At 72.4% G+C, this 19,264-nt stretch carries 19 protein-coding genes; 8 read left to right on the top strand and 11 right to left on the bottom strand.

The genetic code is table 11. The features are described 5' to 3' along the window. The first annotated feature begins 56 nt into the window (after nucleotides 1-56). Entirely contained in the window at nucleotides 57-188 is a 132-nt protein-coding gene (locus O3597_RS13075) for a hypothetical protein (protein ID WP_281604309.1), read from the top strand. A 189-nt stretch (nucleotides 189-377) separates the two neighbouring features. After that, nucleotides 378-1,349, top strand: coding sequence for a hypothetical protein (locus O3597_RS13070; RefSeq protein WP_281604308.1), 972 nt, complete (start codon nucleotides 378-380; stop codon nucleotides 1,347-1,349). Between the two features lie 26 nt (nucleotides 1,350-1,375). Here O3597_RS13070 and O3597_RS13065 read toward each other — a convergent pair whose 3' ends face one another. From O3597_RS13065 to O3597_RS13045, 5 genes are all read right to left on the bottom strand, one after another. Continuing rightward, a complete protein-coding gene (locus tag O3597_RS13065; RefSeq protein WP_281604307.1) occupies nucleotides 1,376-2,368 on the bottom strand; it encodes an NAD(P)-dependent alcohol dehydrogenase in 993 nt (330 codons plus the stop codon). After that, on the bottom strand, nucleotides 2,365-2,589 hold the full coding sequence (locus O3597_RS13060; RefSeq protein ID WP_281604306.1) for a helix-turn-helix transcriptional regulator: 225 nt from the start codon (nucleotides 2,587-2,589) through the stop codon (nucleotides 2,365-2,367). The genes O3597_RS13065 and O3597_RS13060 overlap by 4 nt, the downstream gene beginning before the upstream one ends. After that, the gene (locus O3597_RS13055; RefSeq protein ID WP_281604305.1) at nucleotides 2,583-3,011 is read right to left on the bottom strand and encodes a hypothetical protein; all 429 of its coding nucleotides are present in this window, start codon (nucleotides 3,009-3,011) and stop codon (nucleotides 2,583-2,585) included. The genes O3597_RS13060 and O3597_RS13055 overlap by 7 nt, the downstream gene beginning before the upstream one ends. Nucleotides 3,012-3,130: 119 nt before the next feature. Then, the gene (locus tag O3597_RS13050; RefSeq protein WP_164447263.1) at nucleotides 3,131-4,036 is read right to left on the bottom strand and encodes a serine hydrolase; all 906 of its coding nucleotides are present in this window, start codon (nucleotides 4,034-4,036) and stop codon (nucleotides 3,131-3,133) included. After that, the gene (locus tag O3597_RS13045) at nucleotides 4,033-4,914 is read right to left on the bottom strand and encodes a LysR family transcriptional regulator (protein ID WP_281604304.1); all 882 of its coding nucleotides are present in this window, start codon (nucleotides 4,912-4,914) and stop codon (nucleotides 4,033-4,035) included. Before O3597_RS13045 ends, O3597_RS13050 begins: the two co-directional genes overlap by 4 nt. Nucleotides 4,915-5,049: 135 nt before the next feature. On the opposite strand from O3597_RS13045, the gene bla reads away from it, so the two are divergent. Then, complete coding sequence (gene bla, locus O3597_RS13040; RefSeq protein ID WP_281604303.1) at nucleotides 5,050-5,964, top strand: class A beta-lactamase; 915 nt, start codon at nucleotides 5,050-5,052, stop codon at nucleotides 5,962-5,964. Nucleotides 5,965-6,104: 140 nt separating this feature from the next. Here bla and O3597_RS13035 read toward each other — a convergent pair whose 3' ends face one another. Both O3597_RS13035 and O3597_RS13030 read right to left on the bottom strand, forming a co-directional pair. Further along, nucleotides 6,105-7,232, bottom strand: a complete 1,128-nt coding sequence (locus tag O3597_RS13035) for a carboxypeptidase-like regulatory domain-containing protein (protein WP_281604302.1) — start codon at nucleotides 7,230-7,232, stop codon at nucleotides 6,105-6,107. Nucleotides 7,233-7,317: 85 nt separating this feature from the next. Continuing rightward, nucleotides 7,318-8,796 (bottom strand): glutamate--cysteine ligase, encoded by a 1,479-nt coding sequence (locus O3597_RS13030; RefSeq protein ID WP_164447260.1) that lies wholly within the window; start codon nucleotides 8,794-8,796, stop codon nucleotides 7,318-7,320. An 88-nt stretch (nucleotides 8,797-8,884) separates the two neighbouring features. Between O3597_RS13030 and O3597_RS13025 the strand changes: the two genes are divergently transcribed. Further along, complete coding sequence (locus tag O3597_RS13025; RefSeq protein WP_281604301.1) at nucleotides 8,885-9,229, top strand: DUF3817 domain-containing protein; 345 nt, start codon at nucleotides 8,885-8,887, stop codon at nucleotides 9,227-9,229. Between the two features lie 59 nt (nucleotides 9,230-9,288). Here the strand turns inward: O3597_RS13025 and O3597_RS13020 are convergent, their stop codons facing one another. Then, nucleotides 9,289-9,828 carry a hypothetical protein gene (locus tag O3597_RS13020; protein WP_281604300.1) on the bottom strand — a complete coding sequence of 180 codons (540 nt, stop codon included), beginning with the start codon at nucleotides 9,826-9,828 and terminating at the stop codon, nucleotides 9,289-9,291. Between the two features lie 147 nt (nucleotides 9,829-9,975). On the opposite strand from O3597_RS13020, the gene O3597_RS13015 reads away from it, so the two are divergent. The 4 genes from O3597_RS13015 (at nucleotide 9,976) to O3597_RS13000 (ending at nucleotide 14,997) form a co-directional block, all read left to right on the top strand. Further along, nucleotides 9,976-11,094, top strand: a complete 1,119-nt coding sequence (locus O3597_RS13015) for a Vms1/Ankzf1 family peptidyl-tRNA hydrolase (protein ID WP_164447258.1) — start codon at nucleotides 9,976-9,978, stop codon at nucleotides 11,092-11,094. Beyond that, complete coding sequence (locus tag O3597_RS13010; protein WP_281604299.1) at nucleotides 11,087-12,397, top strand: thiamine pyrophosphate-binding protein; 1,311 nt, start codon at nucleotides 11,087-11,089, stop codon at nucleotides 12,395-12,397. Before O3597_RS13015 ends, O3597_RS13010 begins: the two co-directional genes overlap by 8 nt. A 134-nt stretch (nucleotides 12,398-12,531) precedes the next feature. Continuing rightward, nucleotides 12,532-13,902 carry a hypothetical protein gene (locus tag O3597_RS13005; protein WP_281604530.1) on the top strand — a complete coding sequence of 457 codons (1,371 nt, stop codon included), beginning with the start codon at nucleotides 12,532-12,534 and terminating at the stop codon, nucleotides 13,900-13,902. A gap of 219 nt (nucleotides 13,903-14,121) precedes the next feature. Continuing rightward, a complete protein-coding gene (locus O3597_RS13000) occupies nucleotides 14,122-14,997 on the top strand; it encodes a SigB/SigF/SigG family RNA polymerase sigma factor (protein WP_164447257.1) in 876 nt (291 codons plus the stop codon). Between the two features lie 66 nt (nucleotides 14,998-15,063). Here the strand turns inward: O3597_RS13000 and ctaD are convergent, their stop codons facing one another. The 3 genes from ctaD to O3597_RS12985 all read right to left on the bottom strand — a co-directional run bounded on the left by ctaD (nucleotide 15,064) and on the right by O3597_RS12985 (nucleotide 18,953). Next, nucleotides 15,064-17,067, bottom strand: a complete 2,004-nt coding sequence (gene ctaD, locus O3597_RS12995; RefSeq protein WP_164447256.1) for a cytochrome c oxidase subunit I — start codon at nucleotides 17,065-17,067, stop codon at nucleotides 15,064-15,066. An 88-nt stretch (nucleotides 17,068-17,155) separates the two neighbouring features. Continuing rightward, complete coding sequence (locus O3597_RS12990) at nucleotides 17,156-17,953, bottom strand: ATP-binding protein (RefSeq protein ID WP_281604298.1); 798 nt, start codon at nucleotides 17,951-17,953, stop codon at nucleotides 17,156-17,158. A 16-nt stretch (nucleotides 17,954-17,969) separates the two neighbouring features. Then, complete coding sequence (locus O3597_RS12985) at nucleotides 17,970-18,953, bottom strand: glucosyl-3-phosphoglycerate synthase (protein ID WP_281604529.1); 984 nt, start codon at nucleotides 18,951-18,953, stop codon at nucleotides 17,970-17,972. Nucleotides 18,954-19,264: the final 311 nt, after the last annotated feature.

The following is a 19,264-nucleotide window of genomic DNA, read 5'->3' as shown; positions in this document are numbered from 1 at the left end:
AGGTCGACGAGCGACCGGACGCGACGTACCGGGAGACCGTCAATACGGTGACTGGCGTGACGGGAACCGCGAGTACGGGCCGGCCCGCGCGGGTTGGCCGCTGGCTCGGGATCGCCGCCGCCATCGGCGTCGCGGCGGCCGCCTGGACGGGTTACTGGTGGTTGGCCGTGCCCCGCTACACGTTCTGACGAGCCGGCCGGCTTCTGCACCCAGTTTTCCGCCACTCGCCCGGTCGCGGGCGGCACCCGGCCATCGATCGGTGACTGATCGACCGAGGTGACCTTCCCGGTAGTCCGATCTACTGTGCGTGGTCGACCGGTCGCGCACAGCACACCGGGTGCGGGCGTCGATCCGTCATCGTTCCCGAGGAGGACCCGTTGAGGTATCCCACCCGCCTGGCCGCCGTCGTGTCCGCGTCCGTGCTCGTCGTGTCCGCGCTGACCGTCCTGCCCGCCACCGCAGCCTCGGCTGCTCTGGCCTACCGTGCCGTCGACCTGGGAACCCTGGGCGGTGCCGCCAGCGCCGCCACCGCGACGAACGACCGGGGCACGGTCGTCGGCTGGAGTTTGACGGCCGACGGCGCCCGGCACGCGTTCGTCTGGCGCAACGGGGTGATGACCGACCTCGGTGTGTTGCCCGGGCACCTGGAGTCCACCGCGGTCGACGTCAACGAGCGCGGCGAGGTGGTCGGCACCTCGACCGGCCCTGAGCTGATCACCCGGGCCGTGCTCTGGCGAAATGGCCAGATGATCGACCTGGGTACCCTCGGCGGCGACTACAGCGAGGCGGTCGCCGTCAACGACCGGGGAGAGGTGCTCGGCCTGAGTAACCCGGCCACCGACATCCCGCACCGTGTGGTGTGGCGGGACGGTGCGATCACCGACCTGGGTCGGCAGGACTTCTACGAGCTGACCACCGGGTTCAACAACCGGGGCGACGTGGTGGGCACCTTCAACGTCCCGCCGTACGACTACCCGTGCACCTGTGTGGGAGGCCGGTTGCGGGACGGCGTCGTCACCCGCGTCGGCGACCAGGCGACGGCGATCAACAACCTCGGCCACGTGGTCGGCGTGGCCGGTGGCCGGGCCTTCCGCTGGCGTGCCGGGGTGCTGACCGACCTGGGCACTCTGGGCGGTGCGACGAGTCGGGCGATCGCCGTGAACGACCTGGGGGTGGTCCTGGGCGGCGCCGACACCGCCGCCGGTGTCCGACGACCCGTCCTGTGGTGGGCCGGGCAGGCCGTCGACCTGACCGCCCACGGGCTGGGTGCCACGGACGCGGTAAACGACCTGGACATCCGGAATCGCCTGGTGGGCAGCCGGGCCGGGCGCGCCACGCTCTTTCGGTAGCGCTCCGGCCCAGCGGCGGTGGCCGTTCATGTCTGCGGTCCGGAGACGGTGACCACCACCTTGCCGGCCGGATGCCGGTCGGCGAGGTGGTGCAGCGCTTCGGCGGTCTCCGCGAGCGGATAGCTACGCTCGACCCGTGGGGTGAGCGCGCCGGACTCGGCGAGGTCGCGCAGCTCGTCGAGGTCCTCGACGCGGTCCCGGGCGCTGACGGCGCGCAGCCGGTGACCGACCACCGTGGACAGCAGCGGCGCGCCGAACATCTGTCGGCCGTAGCCGCCGAGCAGCGCCCCCCGGGTCCAGTCGCCGCCGACCAGGGCCAGCGTCCCGCGTGGGGTGAGCGCGCGGCGCAGCAGCGACAGCGGACGGTCGCCGCCGGTGTCGATGACCACGTCGTACACCGGGCCGTCCCGGTCTATCTCCTCGTGGGTGTAGTCGAGCACGTCGTCGGCACCGAGGGAGCGGACGAAGTCGGTCTTCGTCGGGTGGCAGACGCCGGTGACCGTCGCACCGTACGCCTTGGCGATCTGCACGGCCTGGGAACCGACGCCGCCGGAGGCGCCGATGACCAGCACCCGGTGACCCGGTCGCACCTGGCCGGTGTCGCGGACCGCGCGCAGGGCGGTCATCCCGGAGACGGGCACGGCGGCGGCCTGCGCGAAGGTCAGGTTCGCCGGCTTGCCGGCCAGCCGCCGCTCGTGGGTGGCGGTGAACTCGGCGTACGACCCGCGCAGCGTGGTGCCGTACACCTCGTCGCCGGGCCGGAAGCGGGTCACCCGGGCGCCGACCTCGGCCACCACGCCGGCCACGTCCCGACCGAGGACCGGTATCCGGGGCCGGCGCAGCCCGGCGGCGAGTCGGACCAGGTAGGGGCGCCCCGCCAAGAAGATCAACACTCCCGGGTCGACACCGGCGGCGTGGACCCGCACCAGCACCTCGTGGTCGCCGACGCCGGGACGGTCGAGGTCGCGGAGATGAACTGTGGACGGCGGGCCGTAGTGGTCGTGCACGATCGCCTTCACGATGCCTCCTCGGGGTACTGGAACACCTCGTCGAGCCGTACGCCGAGCACGTGGGCGATCCGGAAGGCCATTTCCAACGAGGGGGAGTAGCGGCCCTGCTCGATGGCGATGACGGTCTGCCGGGTCACGCCGATCCGCTCGGCCAGCGCTGCCTGGGTCATCTCGTCGCGGGCGAACCGCAGCGCCCGGATGTTGTTGGTGACGCGGGTCGGTTTCACCACTGCGGCACGCCCCGGCGGTAGACGATCACCTTTGCCAGCGAGCCGACCAACGCGGACAGCACGAAGCAGAGGTAGACCACGTTGGCGATCCAGAACCAGTGCCACTGCGCCATCGCCATGAGCATCGCCGACACCGCGCCGATCACCACGAACGCCTGCCCGACGTGGTCGCCCAACCGCCCGATCTCCCGGTCGCGCACGTCGCTGACCCGTGAGGCGCGCGGATTCACCACGCCGAGTCCGATCTCGAGGAGCATGCTGGCGACGATGGCGCCGCCGACCGTCCAGAGCAGGACGCCGGCGTACGGTGTCGCGGTCAGCCGCCCGTCGTCGACCCGGCTCAGGACCACGGCCACGTAGACGGCGTAGCCGACCACGCTGACCACCAGCATGATCCAGGCCCGCTTCTCCTGATGGGTCATGACGACTCCTCGATGTAAAAAATTCGTGACATCACGAGAGTAAGGCTTTCTAGACACCATGTCGAGAAATCTTTACATGCCGGGTCGTGCGGCCGGGTGGTCGAGACCCGTCGTCGGGGTCAGCGTCGGGCGGCGCGCAGGGCGTCGTGCAGCTCCCGTGCCACCTGCGCCAGCGCCGCCTCGGCCTGCGGCTGCACGGCCGCCGGCACCGCCGACTCGCTCAGCGCGGCCACCGCGTACGCCTGCCCGTCGGCGTGCTCCACCACGCCGACCTCGTGCCGCAGATTCAGCAGCGTGCCGGTCTTCGACGACCAGCGGGAGGCGTCGGAGCTGAAGTCCGGGGCGAGCCGCTGCCGCAGCAGGTTGTCACCCATCAGCTCGCGTACCCGGGCCGCCACCCCCGGCGGGATCCGCGACGGGCGCCACAGCGCGTGCAGCAGGTCGACGAAGGCCCGGGCCGAGCCGGCGTTGGCCCGGGCCACGTCCAACTGGGCGATCGGATGGCCCTGACCGGCGGTGGTCGCCGACGCGGCGAGGGCGTGCGCCAGGTGCACCTCCGGGGCGAGCCGCTCGGCCGGGGTGTCGGTGAGGTCGCGGGTGCGGTGCCGGACGCTGATCCCATCGATGCCGAACCGGCGCAGCGTGTCGGCGACCATCGGGGGCGGGGTGAGCGCGAACAGCGCGTCCGAGGCGCCCTCGTCGCTGATCGCCACGCTGAGGTAGAGCAGGTCGTCGATCGCCACGGTGGCCGGGTGCCGGAACCGGCTCAACCCGGTCGGTCCGGGGGTGCGGACCCGGCCGGGCGCCACGGTGACTCCGGTGGCACCGTCGAGTTCACCGCGTTCGATCCGGTCCACCGTGGCCACCGCCAGCGGCACCTTCACCAGCGACGCGACGGGCAGCGCCACGTCGACGTCGAGGCCCAGCTCGTCGCCGGTGTCGAGGTCGCGGACCAGCAGGCAGCCGCGCAGGCCGGCGTCGCGCAGCGTCTGCCGGGCGGTGCGGAGCAGTCGACCGACCGTCATGCCGCCTCCGGTACGCCCAGACAGCGGCCCACGGCGGCACCCAACGCGCCACGCAGCCGCTCGGCGTCCTCCCGGAGACCGGCCGTCACCTGGTAGCCGCGGACCGGCCGCGGCTCGCCGAGGGGCCGCCAGTGCAGCCCGAGTTCGTCCGCCTCGAAGGGGGAGCAGAGCACCAGGTCGCTGCCGGCGAGCGCCTCGGCGGCGGCATCGACCACGGACGCCGCGACCGCCACCTGGGTCGGCTGCAACCCGACGGCGTCGCGTAGCCGGGTCAGCGGGTCGCGCACGTGCGGCACGTCGTCCTCCGGCGCGATCCAGACCCGACGCCGACGCCCCCGGCGGTCCGCCCGTGACGGACGCAACGTCTCCAGCCGGACCAGCTCCACACCCGGGTCGGTGCCGCCCGCGAGACCCAGCGGCACCCGCCACGCGGCCTCGTCCGCCGGTACGCAGACCAGCGCGGCCCGCACCTCGTGGCGCTGTCGCAGCCGGGCCCGCTCCGCCGGCTCGCCCCGGTGCAGCTCCAGGTGCAGGTCGTGCCGGCGAGCCTCGACGACCAGCCGAGCCAGCGACCGGGGCGCGCAGATCGCCGGCACGGCCAGCCGGAACGGGCGCAGCCGGGCCCGCTCGGCGTCGTGTTCCATGGCCTCCGCCAGGTCCACGATCCGCCGGGCCGAGGCGAGCATGTCCCGCCCGAACGGAGTGAGCGTGACGCTGCGCGAGGTGCGGTCGAACAGGCGCCCGCCGAGGTGACGCTCCAGCGCGGCCACCCGTCGGCTCGCCACCGACTGCGGGATGCGGGCCACCGAGGCGCCGATGGTGAAGCTGCCGTGGGTGCCGACCGACACGAACGCCCGGCAGGCCGCCACCAGATCCACCCCGGCATTCTATGCCGATTCGGCATCGGTGCCGTCCCTGGTGTCTTCGACAGCATGAGGGCGGCGCTGCGAACCTGGGTGCCGGCCGCCCGGACGACGTCCGGTTGACCGGTTGATCGAGGGAAGGAACCAGCCGTGACCAGTACCGACCGCCGTACCCGTGCCGTCGCGCTCGCCCTGACACTCGGCCTGCTCGCCGGCTGCTCCGCCGGCACCCCGTCCGCGCCGACACCGACGCCGGCGGCGTCGACCACGACGGCGTCCGCCGCGCCGGTCACCGTCGACTTCGCCCCGCTCGAGCGCGAGTTCGACGCCCGGCTCGGGGTGTACGCGATCGACACCGGCAGCGGCAGCACGGTGGCGCACCGGGCGGAGGAGCGCTTCGCGTACGCCTCGACCTTCAAGGCCCTCGCCGCCGGCGCGGTGCTCGCCGCGACCTCGGACGAGGAGCTGGACCGGGCGGTCAGCTACTCCCGTGACGACCTGGTCACCTATTCGCCGATCACCGAGCGGCACGTCGACACCGGCCTGTCGCTGCGGGCGATCGCCGACGCGGCGGTGCGCTACAGCGACAACACCGCCGGGAACCTGCTGCTCAAGCAGCTCGGCGGCCCCTCCGGCTTCAGGCAGGCGCTGCGCGAGGTCGGCGACGAGGTGACCGAGCCGGTGCGCTGGGAGACCGAGCTCAACGCGTACGTCCCGGGCGAGCGTCGCGACACCAGTACGCCCCGGGCCCTGGCCACCACGCTGCGGGCGTACGCGGTCGACGAGGCTCTCTCCCCGGCCGACCGGGCCGTGCTCGTGGACTGGCTCAAGGGCAACACCACCGGTGACAAGACCATCCGGGCCGGCGTGCCCGAGGGCTGGGCGGTGGGTGACAAGACCGGCTCGGCCGACCACGGCACCCGCAACGACATCGCGGTCATCTGGCCGCCGGAGCGGGCACCGATCGTGCTGGCCGTGCTCTCCGATCGGGCCGAGCCCGACGCCGAGCGCGACGACGCCCTGCTCGCCCGGGCCGCCGAACTGACCCTCGACGCGCTGAGCTGAGTCGCCCCCTGGGCGGGGACCGGCCACCAGGTGACCATGACGGTCGTCCTGGTGGCCGGTTGCGGCCGCTGGCTCGGGTCCGGGTGTGCCCGGTTCCGGCCGTGCCGACGGGGGGCTCGCTGGCCGGAACCGGGCGACCGTCAGGGGGCCGGGTCCGTGGCGGGCCCGGTCAGGTCGAAGTTGGCGGTGACCGGGGTGTGACCGATCCGCACTGGCTGCGCCTCGGACACCTGCTCCGCGTTGGGGTACCAGCGGCTGGGCACGTGGGCGCAGTCGCACCGCAGCAGCACCCGCTGCCCCGGCAGCAGCCGCAGCGTGTAGTCGGCACCGACGTCGACCACCCCCGTCACGTCGCCGGTACGCGCGTGGAAGGCGATCACCTGGGAGTAGTTCGGCATCTCGTCGACGGCGATGGTGCCGCTGACCACGGTGCCCGCGACGAGTTCCTGGTTGCTGGTGACTGTCGTGCCGGACCGGACCCGTACGGTGTCGGCCTTCCTGCGGTCGGCCACCCCGCCGGACCACTGACTGGCCAGTAGGTACCCGGTGTAGTACAACGGCCAGCGGTACGGTCCGAGACCGGTGAGCGTGTACCGGCCGTCGTCATCGGTGATGGCGCCGTAGTCGCTGTTCTTGGGATCCGGAACCACCGGCAGGGACATGACGTGTCCGGCGGAGACCGGAGTGCCGTCCGCCGCGCGGGTGACCCGACCGGTGACGGCGCCCGGCGGATCGAAATGGACCGTCGGGGCGGTGACCGTCCGGCCCGGACGCACCTTGATGGTCACGCCGTGCTCCCGCTGGCCGGTGCCGCCGTGCCGACCAACCCACTGCAGACCGTGCTGATCGGTGTCATAGGGACGGGCCAGCAGGTGGTAGCGGCCGGGTGGCACGTTGCTGGCGAGCACGTCGCCACCGTCGACGCTGGTGCAGCCGCCGTGCCGGCCCTCCTGCACCTCGCCCTGAAACACGACGGTGAGCCGGTCGCGATCGACGGGGACCAGCGACAGGCACCCTCGTACGGCAGCGCCGGTTGCCCGGTCGCGCAACGTGGTCCGCACCTCGCCCGCAGTGGTGTCGACGGTGGTCCGACCGGCTTCATGCCGGTGGGACGCGGTGGCGAACGTGGGCGTGGACGGCGCGGCGACGGTGGCGCGCGGGGCGGCGGCGGACCGGGCGAGCCCGGGACTCGCCGTGGCGGGCAGCGGCAGGCTGACGACGAGCAGGGCGACGGTGAGTGGGACGGCGTGACGTGGTGACCGCGGCATCGGCGGGATCCTCTCCACCCGGCGGACGAAACCCACTCACGGTAGCCGCCGTGACGGAGTCGTCACGCGTTGTGTCGGGAGGTGGTCAGGGGATCGGCCACTCGTGGACCGGGCGGTTGCTGTGCATCAGCTCCACGTAGTGCCGGACCACCTGGCGCAGGGCGTCCGGGCGGTCCAGCTGATCGGTCGACTCCAGCCGGTGCAGTGTGGCCACCTGCCAGGTGGCGCCGTTGCGGCCGGTCAGACAGCGTTGCTCGATGATGCCGAGCAGCCGGTCCCGCTCGTCCGGCTCGACACCCCAGCGGTCCAGACCGTGGTGGGCCAGCGGCAGCAGGCGGCGCAGCACCAGCTCGGCGACCGGCAGGTAGCCCAGGCCGGGCCAGAAGACGTGGGCGTCGATGCCGTGCCGGGCGCAGGTGTTGAAGTTCTCCTCGGCGGCGCTGAACGACATCTGGGACCACAGCGGCCGGTCGGCCTCGGCGAGCGCGCGGACGAGTCCGAAGTAGAACGCCCCGTTGGCGATGGTGTCCAGCACGGTCGGTCCGGCCGGCAGGACCCGGTTCTCCACCCGCAGGTGCGGGCGACCCCGCAGCACGTCGTAGACCGGCCGGTTCCACCGGTAGATGGTGCCGTTGTGCAGCCGCAACTCGGCCAGGGTCGGTACCCCTCCGGCGGCGAGCGTCTCCGACGGGTCCTCCGGTTCGCAGACCGGCAGCAGCGCCGGGAAGAAGCGCACGTTCTCCTCGAACAGGTCGAACACGGAGGTGATCCAGCGTTCACCGAACCAGACGCGGGGGCGTACGCCCTGGGTCTTGATCTCCTCGGGGCGGGTGTCGGTGGCCTGCTGGAACAGGGGGATGCGGGTCTCCCGCCACAGTTCGCGGCCGAAGAACAGCGGTGAGTTCGCGCCGAGCGCCACCTGGATCCCGGCGATGGCCTGGGCGGCGTTCCAGTAGTCGGCGAACTGGGCGGGGCCGACCTGGAGGTGGAACTGGGTGCTGGTGCACGCCGCCTCGGGCGTGATCGTGTCGGCGGTGACCGCCAGCCGTTCCACCCCGTTGATGGCGATCCGCAGATCCTCTCCCCGGGCCGCGAAGATCTGCTCGTTGAGCAGCGCGTAACGGGGATTGGCCGACAGGGTGGCGGCGGTCAGGTGCTCCGGCAGTACGGTCGGCAGGATGCCGATCATCACCAGTTGGGCGTCGACCGTGCGGGCCCGCTGGTCGGCCGCGTTCAGGGCGGCGCGTACGTGTTCCTCGAACTCGGCGGTGCCGGTGCCGGCCAGCCGCCGTGGTGCGACGTTGATCTCGACGTTGAACTGGCCGAGCTCGGTCTGGAAGCTCGGGTCGGCCACCGCCCGCAACACGTCGGCGTTGCGCATCGCCGGCATCGAGTCGGCGTCGACCAGGTTCAGCTCGATCTCCAACCCGGTCATCGGCCGCTCGACGTCGAACCGGGACTCGCGCAGCATCTCGGCGAAGACGTCGAGACAGCGGCGCACCTTGTCCCGGTAGCGAGCCCGATCCTGGCGGCTGAAGGTCTGTACGCCGACTTCCTCGCCCATAGGTCACCACCTTGTCACCGCTGGTACCCCAAACGTCGCACGTCCATGCCACCTACGGAAGCCGGGACCGGTCGAGAAGGTCCGTACCATGGCGGGCGTGCGTGACAAGGTGACCCGACTGTTCGTGGTGGCGGCGATCGCCGAGGCGATCTCCTGGGCCGGTCTGCTGGCCGGGATGGTGGTCAAGTACGGCCCGCCCGGCAACGAGCTGGGGGTGCAGGTCTTCGGCCCGATCCACGGCGCGCTCTTCGTCGCGTACGGAGTGCTGGTGCTGGCGGTGGCCCGGGTGCGCCGGTGGAGCCTGCTGGTCACGTTCGTGGCGCTGGCCTGCGCGGTGCCGCCGTTCGCCACCGTCGTCTTCGAGCGTTGGGCGCGGCGGCGGGGGATGCTCGGCCCCGTCGCGCCGGCCCGGGAGCCGGCTCCGGTCGGCTGACGCCGGGCGGCCAGGGCAGCCGGTCGACGTGCGTCGGCGGCGTCAGCCGGACGGCCGCCTCACCTCACCGCCGTGCAGGCGGCCACCGTGGCGAGGACCAGCACCCCCAGCATCGCCTGAAGCAGCAGCGGGGGGCCCAGGTGCGACCACATGGTGGCCGTGCGCGGCCGGAGCAACTGCCCCGTGGTGAGGTTGACGATCCGTTCGATCTTCGGTGCCAGGTCGGGATCGCCCTGGTCGCGCAGGGTCAGCTGCACGTGGTCGGCCGGATGCAGCGCACTCTGCGGCAGATGTCCGTGCAACTCCACCTCGTAGAGCCGCCCGTCACCGTCGCGGAGGCGGACCGGAGTGACCAGGTACTCAGGGCCCTTCTTCAGCTCCTTGAAACTGCGCCGGCCCGTGCCGGAACCGGCCGAGAGCAGGGCTCGCACCAGCCTGGCCAGCAGACCCGCCACGCCGGCCGCGGCGAGCACCACCACCAGCACCGGCTGCCCCACCCGCACCTCCCGGGGATAGCCGTCCATCAGGCGCACGATCTGCGCGGTGAGGATCCGCCCGGTGGGGTGCAGACTGCGCCGGGAGTACGATGTCGCGTCCATTCCACCACCCAGAGTCCGGCTACGCCTACAGATCGTATCGATCCTCGGGGTTGAATGACGTGAATGAAAACCGGTCACGCGGTTGCCGGCAGGTGACAAGCGCGGCGACGCGGGTAAGCGGTGGGTCGAGCTGGAAAGGGGTCGAGCATGCAGCTGTCCTTCCTGCGCCCGCTGTACCAGCGTCCGGGCCCGTGGTGCTCGGTCTACCTGGACGCCTCCCTGGACACCGAGGACGCGCACGCGGCACTCGATCTGCGTTGGCGTGGTCTGCAACGGCAACTGGCCGAACAGGGGGCGGACGAGCCGACGATCGCCGCGATCGACCGGGTGATCCGGGGACACGATCCGATGCCCGGCGACTACGGGTTGGCCGTGTTCGGTACCCAGGGACAGGTGGTGCTCTCCGAGTACCTGTCCGCCCCGCCGCGGCGGGATCTGGCCGCGTACGCCCCGCTGCCGCACGTGATGCCGCTGCTGGCTCAGCGCGGTGAGCAGGTGGCGTGGGTGCGGGTGCTCGCCGACCGCACCGGTGCCGACGCGATGTCGGTGAGCGCCGGCGGAGTGCCGCGCCGGGCACACGTGACCGGCCGGGAGAGCTACCAGCTGCGTCGGGTCAAGCCCGGCGGCTGGTCCCAGTCGCGCTACCAGCGGGCCGCGATGGAGGCATGGCATCACAACGCCGGTGACGTCACCGCCGCGACCGTCGAACTGGCCGAGCGGGTCGGTGCCGAGGTGGTGGTGGTGGCCGGCGACGTCCGTGCCACCGGGATGATCGCCGCCCAGATGCCGGACCGCTGGCAGGACCTGGTGGTACGCACCGACGCCGGTTCCCGGGCCGGCGGTGCCGACCAGACCCTGCTCGACGACCTGACCGTGCAGACCATCGCCGAGGTGGCCGACCAGCGGGTGCACGCGGCCCTGGACCGCTTCGGCACGCAGGAGGACGTCGGCGCCGGGCTCGACGCCGTGGTGGCCGCGTTGCAGCGCAACCAGGTCGACACGATGCTGATCGTCGACGACCCCTCGGCCGACGGCCAGCTCTGGATCGGCCCGGCGGCCACCGACATCGCCACCGAGCCGGGTCAGCTGACCGCGGTCGCCGAACCGGAGCGGGTCCGGGCCGACGCGGCGCTGGTGCGTGCCCTGGTGGGCACCGACGCCGAACTGACCGTGCTCGGCCCCGACGAGGCGCCGGAGCTGGTGGACGGGGTCGGCGCGGTGCTGCGCTACGTCGACCCGGTCACCCCGGGACGGGGCGGTGCCTGACCCGGGCGTCGCTGACGCGGTGGTCGACCGGCTGCTGGCCTGGCGGATTCCGCGAGTCTTCGGCCACCCGCAGGAGGCGGTCGCGGCACTTGTCGAGGCGCTCGACGCCACCGGGGACGACCCGGAGTTCGTACCCGTCCGCAACGCGGAGTGCGCCGCGGTCATGGCAGCCGGGCACGCCCGCTTCACGGGCGGTCCGGGCGTCTGCCTCGCGGCCGGCGGGGTGGCCGCCGCGGGCCTGCTCGCGGGCCTCGACGCCGCCCGGGGCGCCGGCCTGCCGGTGCTCGCCGTCGTCGCCGAGCCGGTCCGCGCCGATGCCGTCCGCGCCGATGCCGTCCGCGCCGAGCCGGTCCGCGCCGAGCCGGTCCGCGCCGAGCCGGTCCGCGCCGACTCCGTCCGCGCCGACTCCGTCCGCGCCGAGACCGTTTTCGCCGCGTCCGAGGCCGCCCGGGTCGTCCACCGACAGCTCGCCGAGGTGTGTCACCGCCTCTGGTACGTCGCCGAGCCGGCGCGGGCGCCGGAGCTGGTGGACGAGGCGCTGCGCGCCGCGACGCGCGCCCGCGGTCCGGTGGGCCTGGTCGTGCCGCACTCGACGCCGCACGGTGCGATGCGGGTCGCGGCGCCGGGCCCCGGCATCGACGTCCGGCTGGTGCTCGACGAACTGTCCGGTCGGCTGCCCCCGAACAGCGTGGTGACCGTCGACGGCACCGGGCCGACGCTCGGGTTCGCCAACCCGGCGGGTTCGCCGACCGAGGTCGTCATCGGCCCGGCCGGGCTGCCCGGGGGCGCGCTGCCGTACGCCCTCGCGGCGAAAGTGGCCGCGCCCGACCGGCCGGTGATCGCTCTGGTCACCGACGACGGGATGCGCTCGCACGGGCTGTCCGAGCTGGTCACCATCGCGCGGCGGCGACCGGCGTGGCCCGACCCGCGTCTGGTGGTGCTGGTGCACAACACCCGGTCCGGTCACCCCCGGTGCCTGGACCCGGCCCGGCCGGTCACCGACGACGTTCCGTACGCCGGCTGGGCCCGGTTGCTCGGCCTGCACGGGGTGCGCGTCGACCGGCCGGAGCTGGTCGGCGCGGCCTGGGACGAGGCGCTGAACGCCGACCGCCCGTGCGTGCTGGAGATCGTGACGACCGCCCTGACCAGCAGCTCGTGGAACCGGCAGGGACTCGACAACATCGGGGATTCTGCTGCCCCAGGCGACGGCGACACAGCACCATCCCCGATGGTGCTGGACGGCGACGGTGCACCGGCGATGGCGGGCTGGTCGCTCTCGGCGGGAAGAGGCAAGATCCGCTGATTGATGCCGTCCGGTGGGGAGATGCCCTGTTTAAGCCGCATCGTGGCGGGAAGCCGGGCCGCGTGGTGAGCGATCGAGGGAAGGTGGGTCCGGTGCGCAAGGTGCGCCCGGGACTGACGGCGGCCGGTGCCGGCATGGCCGGTGACCGCGTCGTCGCGGCCGGCAGCACCGCCCGGATCCTGGTCGCGGCCATCGCCCGCGCCCTGAGCGGCAGCGACTGCGCCGACCTCGGACACGCCGGACCGGTGTCCCGGTTCGCCGGCACACCCGACCCGGTGCGGCGGGCGGCGGCGATCCGTTCCGCCGGCCGGACCGCCCTCACCGCCGGGCAGGCCGCCGAGGTCGACGCGGGGCGGATCGCCCGATGGTTCGTCGACCAGTACCCGCGACGCCGGTATCCGGGGGCGCTGCTGGGCTCGCCGCACGGCGGTGTCGCGCATCTTGCGGCGGCGCTGGGCATGCCCTGGCTGCCCGCCGGCTTCGAGATGATCGCGCACTGGCCGCAGGGCGCGGTGGACCGGCCGCGTGCCGCCCTGGACCACGGGGCGGCGCTCGCCGGCCGGGTGCTCGCCGGCAACCCTGACCTGCACGTGCGGCAGGTGCACTGCCCGGCCAGCCGGGGTGCGCTGGCCGGGGCGACCGTGGCGTTGACCGGCCGCTGGCGGGCGCTGCCGGCGGCGTACCGCAGCTTCCTGGCCGACCGGCTGGCCCCCGGCGCCCCCGTGCTGATGCTGCGCGACACCCGAACCTGGCCGGTGGTCGACGCCGCCGACGGACACAGCTTCCAGCTCGGCTGCCCGGCCAGCGGCCTGAACCCGGTGGATTTCCATCCCGACAGCCACGCGCTGCGGCAGGTGCTGCGCTCGGCCGGCGGTGACAGCGAACGCTGGGAACCTCCGGAGATCTCCGCCCCGCCGGCCGCCGCCGAGCACGGCGTGGAGTCCGGTTTCGACCGGGGCGTACGGGACTGGACCTCCCGGCACGGTCATCCGCTGCACCAGATCCTGGTGCCCACGCCCGCCGCGCTCAGCGCCGCCACGGCCGACCTGTACCGGCGCTGGCTGCGGGCCGCCGGCAAGACCGGTGACCGCCTGGTGGTGGAGTGCGGGCGGCTGCTCGACCCCTGGCAGGTGCTCCGGGCCGGGCTGGTGCCGTACTGGTGCGAGAACGCCACCCGGCGCAGCGTCGAGCAGGTGGAGTGGTGGTTGGCCGGCAGCGAGTCGTTCACCTCGGTCGACGTGCTGCCGGAGCCGCCCGGCGTACGCTCACCGGCGCTGGCCGGCCTGCCGCAGTGGCTGGCGGTCGCCGGCTTCGGTCGGCGGCGGCGCGCCCTCGACCGCACCGCGGCGCGCGGCTACCCGGTCACCTCGGTGCCCACCCGCAGAGCCACCGAGGTGCTCCGCGCCCAGCCGTACGATCTGCCCAGTCCGGCGCCGCTGGCCACCGGCGAGGCCCTGGCCGCGCTGCGCGACGGCGGCAGCCACCACGGCCTGCTGATCTGTTGAGACCGGGCTGACGAAACATCCTCGCGAACCCGCGATCCCGTGATTGAGTACCTACGGAGCGGGAACACCGCCGGCTGCGACAGGCTGATCACCTCGCGTGGCGCGGCGCCGTCGCCCGCTGGCATCCCAGTCACGTAACCCAGTCACAGGCCCGTGCGTGCCTACGCGCGTGCCCGGTGTCGGCGAATCCGGGCGGGGTCCTTCCCGAGGGAGGCGCGGATGTTCGGACAGACCACCACAACCACACCACCAACCACCGATCGGGGGCTTGAGGACCTCGACGCCGCGGCGTTGGCGTACGCGGCACGGATCGAGGGGCTACCGCCGGAGCGTCGCCAGGAGGCCCGCGACGACCTGGTCCGCTTCGCGTTGCCGTTCGCGGGTCGGTTGGCCCGCCGCTACCGGGGGCGTGGGGAGCCGTTGGAGGATCTGGAACAGGTGGCCCGCCTGGGGCTGGTCAACGCCGTCGACCGGTACGACCCGGAACGTGGTTCCTTCACCGCGTACGCGGCGATCACCATCGTGGGTGAGATCAAGCGGCATTTCCGGGACCGCACCTGGGGCGTGCACGTGCCGCGCCGGCTGCGCGACCTGATCCTGGAGGTCGGACAGGCGACGGCGGCGCTGACCAGTGAGCTGTCCCGGGCACCCACGGTGGCCGAACTGTCCAAACGCCTGGAGACGCCGGAGGAGGAGATCCTCGCCGCGCTGGAGTCGGCGGCCGGCTACAGCCCGGCGTCGCTCAACGCGCCGGTCGGCGGGGAGAGCTCCGCGGAGTTCGGCGACCTGGTCGGCGAGTCGGACATCGCGTTGGAGTCGGTGGACGACCGGGTGACCGTCAGCGGCCTGTTGCACCGGCTGCCCTGGCGGGAGCGGCGGATCCTGGCCATGCGGTTCTACGGCAATCAGACCCAGGCCGAGATCGCCGCCCGCTTCGGCATCTCCCAGATGCACGTCTCCCGGCTGTTGTCGAGGGCGCTGACCTGGCTGCGCCAGGCGATGCTTGCCGACGCGCCGCCGCCGTGGCAGAACGGTCCGGGCGAGTCCGAGGCGGCCAACCAGACGCGCGCCGTGGCTCCGGTACGCGGCCGCTGACCGGTCGGAGGAACGTCGTCGGGGCGGCACCGGTAGGTGCCGCCCCGAGTGGTACCAGCCGACCGGTCAGTTCTCCGGGGTGTCACCGGGCCCACGCGGATGCCGCCACCGGTCGTTGGGTTGCGGGTCGCGCTGCGCGCCCAGCGGGTTCTCCTCCGGCTCGTCGGTCTCCTCGAAACTCGGCCGGCGTACCTGCTCCGGCTCCGGCACGTCGACCGGCCGGGCACCGGACTGCGGCGCGGGCTGGTACGCCTCCGCCTCGCGTGCGCCGTGCGCGCCCTCGGCGGCCGGCGACTCGGACACGTGCTTCTCCATGTGCAGTTCCTCGCGGAAGTCCTGCGGGGGTTTCGTGGTCCGTTGTGGAAGGTCGCGGCCCAGGTCGGAGACGAGTTCGCCGTACTTGGCGTCGAACGCGGGACGCTCGGAGCGGATCCGGGGCATCCGGTCGAAGTTGCGCAGCGGCGGCGGGCAGGTGGTGGCCCACTCCAGGGAGTTGCCGAAGCCCCAGGGGTCGTCCACGGTCACCTCGGCGCCGTAGCGCCAGGACTTCCAGGCGTTCCACATGAAGAACAGGGTGGACGCGCCCAGCACGAAGGCGAAGATGCTGGAGATCGTGTTCAGCGTGGTGAACCCGTCGCTGGGCAGATAGTCGGCGTACCTGCGGGGCATGCCCTCGTTGCCGAGCCAGTGGTGCACCAGGAAGGTGCCGTGGAAACCGATGAACATGGTCCAGAAGTGCAGCTTGCCGAGCCGCTCGTCGAGCAGGCGACCGGTCATTTTCGGCCACCAGAAGTAGAAGCCGCCGAAGAGCGCGAAGACCACGGTGCCGAAGACCACGTAGTGGAAGTGGGCGACGACGAAGTACGTGTCCGTGACGTGGAAGTCCACCGGCGGGCTGGCCAGCAGTACGCCGGTGAGCCCGCCGAGCAGGAAGGTGACCAGGAAGCCGATGGCGAACAGCATCGGCGTCTCGAAGGTCAGCTGACCCTTCCACATGGTGCCGATCCAGTTGAAGAACTTCACCCCGGTCGGCACCGCGATCAGGTAACTCAGGATGCTGAAGAACGGCAGCAGCACCTGACCGGTGGCGAACATGTGGTGCGCCCACACCGCCATGGACAGCACCGTGATGGCGATGGTGGCCAGCACCAGCCCGGTGTAACCGAAGATCGGCTTGCGGGAGAACACCGGGATGATCTCGGTGATGATCCCGAAGAACGGCAGCGCGATGATGTAGACCTCGGGGTGGCCGAAGAACCAGAACAGATGCTGCCACAGCATCGGCCCACCGGTGTCAGGGTTGTAGACCTGCGCGTCGAGCAGTCGGTCGGCGCTCAGCGCCAGCAGCGCGGCGGCCAGCAGCGGGAAGACCAGGATCACCAGCACGCTGGTGAACAGCATGTTCCAGGTGAAGACCGGCATCCGGAACATGGTCATGCCCGGCGCGCGCAGGGTCAGGATCGTCGTGATCAGGTTGACCGCGCCGAGGATGGTGCCCAGACCGGACACCACCAGGCCGATCACCCACATGTTCGCGCCGACCCCGGGGGAGTGCTCGACGGTGCTCAGCGGCGTGTACGCGGTCCAGCCGAAGTCCGCCGAGCCGCCGGGGGTGAGGAAACCGCCGACCACCATCAGCCCGCCGAACAGGTAGAGCCAGTAGGCCAGCGCGTTGAGCCGGGGGAACGACACGTCCGGGGCGCCGATCTGGATCGGCACGATGTAGTTGGCGAAGCCGAACGCCGCCGGGGTGGCGAACAGCAGCAGCATCACCGCCCCGTGCGAGGTGAACAGCTGGTTGTACTGCTCCGGGGCGAGAAACTGCAGACCCGGCCGGGCCAACTCGGCCCGGATCACCATGGCCTCGATCCCGGCCAGCACGAAGAAGCCGAACGAGGTCAGCAGGTACAGCAGGCCGATCTGCTTGTGGTCGGTGGTGGCCAGGAACCTGACCAGTTTCCCACCCGGGAGCGGCCTGCGCAGCGGTCCGGGATAGCCGCCGAAACGGGCCGGGGCGAGGATCGCCGGACCCCGGTCCTGTCCGGGTTCGGTGGTTACCCGCTTGGGCATGAGCGCTCACCTGCGTTGACGACGGATAAGGACGGGCGTGGCTACCCAGCCCGCCGACCATGTAACCAGGCGAGAGCGGTAATTTCGGTCAATTCGCCGGTAGTGTGGCCCAGACGGCCTTTCCGTCGCCGGCCGGGGCACTTCCCCAACGGTCGGCCAGTTCGCGTACCAGCAGCAGCCCGCGACCGCCCTCGTCGCGCTGGCCGGCCGGGCCGGGCCGGGCCGCCGCGCTGCTGCCGTCGACCACTGCCAGGTGCAGCCAGGGGCGCCGCAGGGTCACCGTGACCTGCATCGGGGTACCCGCGTGGCGGACCACGTTGCCGACCAGCTCGCTGAGCACCACCGAGGCCGGACCGACCGCATCGGGCAGGTTCCACCGGGCGCACGCGTCGGCCACCAGTTCCCGGGCCCGCCGGCAGGCCGCCGCCACCGGGTCCAGGCGCAGCCGCAGCCGGTCCACGGCGGCCGCGCCCGCGAACCGGCTCGCCTCGTCGCAGTCGTCCCGCATCGGCACCACCCGGCAGGCCGTCGACCCGGCCAGCAGGGCGGCCGCCTCGGGGTGTGGCGCGCAGAGCACCAGCGGCACCGCCGGCCAGTCCGCGGCGTGACGCGCCGCGGCGGCGAAGACGGACACCGCCAACTGGTCGTGCACGGCCAACTCGGCCAGGTCGACCACCAGCGCGTCGGGCTGCCGGGCCAGACACCTCTCCAGGTGCGCGTACACCTCGCGCATCGAGATCATGTCGAGGGTGCCGGCAAGCCGTACGACGGTGACATGTGCTCCGTCGTGCACCTGGCAGGTGATCCGGCTCACCATCTCCACCCTCGTCTCGGCGATGTCGCAGAGACTGGCAGGTACCCGGCCCTCCACCGGGTGAAACGCCACGGTGAGGCCGGACACCTCAGGCCGCGGCGACCTGCCGTCGCGGCAGTTGGTGCCGCACCTGCGCGAGTGGTGGTCGTTCCGCCACGGCGACGTCGTTGACCACGATCTCCCGGTCCAGGTTCGGCAGCGCGTCCGAGCCACCCCGGCGGAACTGGGTCAGCAGGGCGGTGGGCAGCATCTCCGGGTTCGCCCAGCCCCGCTGCTGCAACCGGGACCAGGCGGTGAGCATGATCTGGGCGGACATCCGGCCCAGCGCGGCGGTGTCCTGGTGCCGGTGCTTGCGCTCACCGAGGTCCACCTGGGCCAGCGCGTCCAACCCGACGAGTTCGAGCAGGTCGATGAGCATGGCGGTCTCGACGCCGTAGCCGGAGACGAACGGCACCCGGGCCAGCACCTCCCGCCGGCCGGCGTACTCGCCGGCGAGGGGCTGCACGAATCCGGACAGTTCCGGCCAGAACAGATTCAGCATCGGCCGGGCCATCAGCTCCGTCACCCGGCCACCGCCGTCGGCCTCCACTCCGCCGGTGCTCACCAGGGGCCGGTGGTAGAAGCCCTTGACGAAGGCGACCGACGGGTCGGTCAGCAGCGGGCCGAGCAGCCCGGTGACGAAGTGCGGCCGGAACTCGCGCAGATCGGCGTCGACGAAGGCCACCACGTCGCCCTCCGCCGCGGCCAGGCCGGCCCAGAGCGCGTCGCCCTTGCCGGTCAGCCGGGGCAGCCCGTGGGTCATCGCGTCCTGGCTGACCACCTCGGCCCCGGCGGCGCGGGCCACCGCCGCGGTGCGGTCGGTGGACCGCGAGTCGACCACGATCAGCTCGTCGACCAGCGACACCCGGTCCATCAGGTGTTCGCGGATGGTCGCCACGATCGCCCCGACGGTGGCTTCCTCGTTGCGTGCCGGCAGCACCACGCTGACCCGGCTGTCTCCCTTCGCCTGAAGGAGTCGCCGGGTCGGCCAGTCGGCTGCCGAGGTGGTCCGATAGGTGGCCCAGGCCTCCACCACCGGCGAGACCAGAGATTCGTTGTTGCGCACAGGCACCCCCTCGTCGGCGGGAAGACCGGGAGATGGATTTCCCAGCACCCCGCACGCTAACCGGATCGGTCTCCCAGCTTGATCACAAGCGTGCTCCGTCCACGTTCCCGGCCGATGAACCTTTGATTGCGCCTCGTCGGCCATCCCGGTTTCCGCGATCTCGCACTTCCGGCCGGCTTTATGTCCGGGATCTCACCTATGTCGAGACAGAAAGTGCAAGATCGCGCGAATTCGGGAGGGCGGGCGGGACGTTCAAGATCGGTCCGGTCGCGTACCGT

It is taken from the genome of Verrucosispora sp. WMMA2044 (genome assembly GCF_027497155.1).
GTDB classification, from domain to species: domain Bacteria; phylum Actinomycetota; class Actinomycetes; order Mycobacteriales; family Micromonosporaceae; genus Micromonospora; species Micromonospora palythoicola.
Note: the sequence above shows the minus strand (reverse complement) of the source record. Positions and strands in the feature narration are given on the sequence as shown.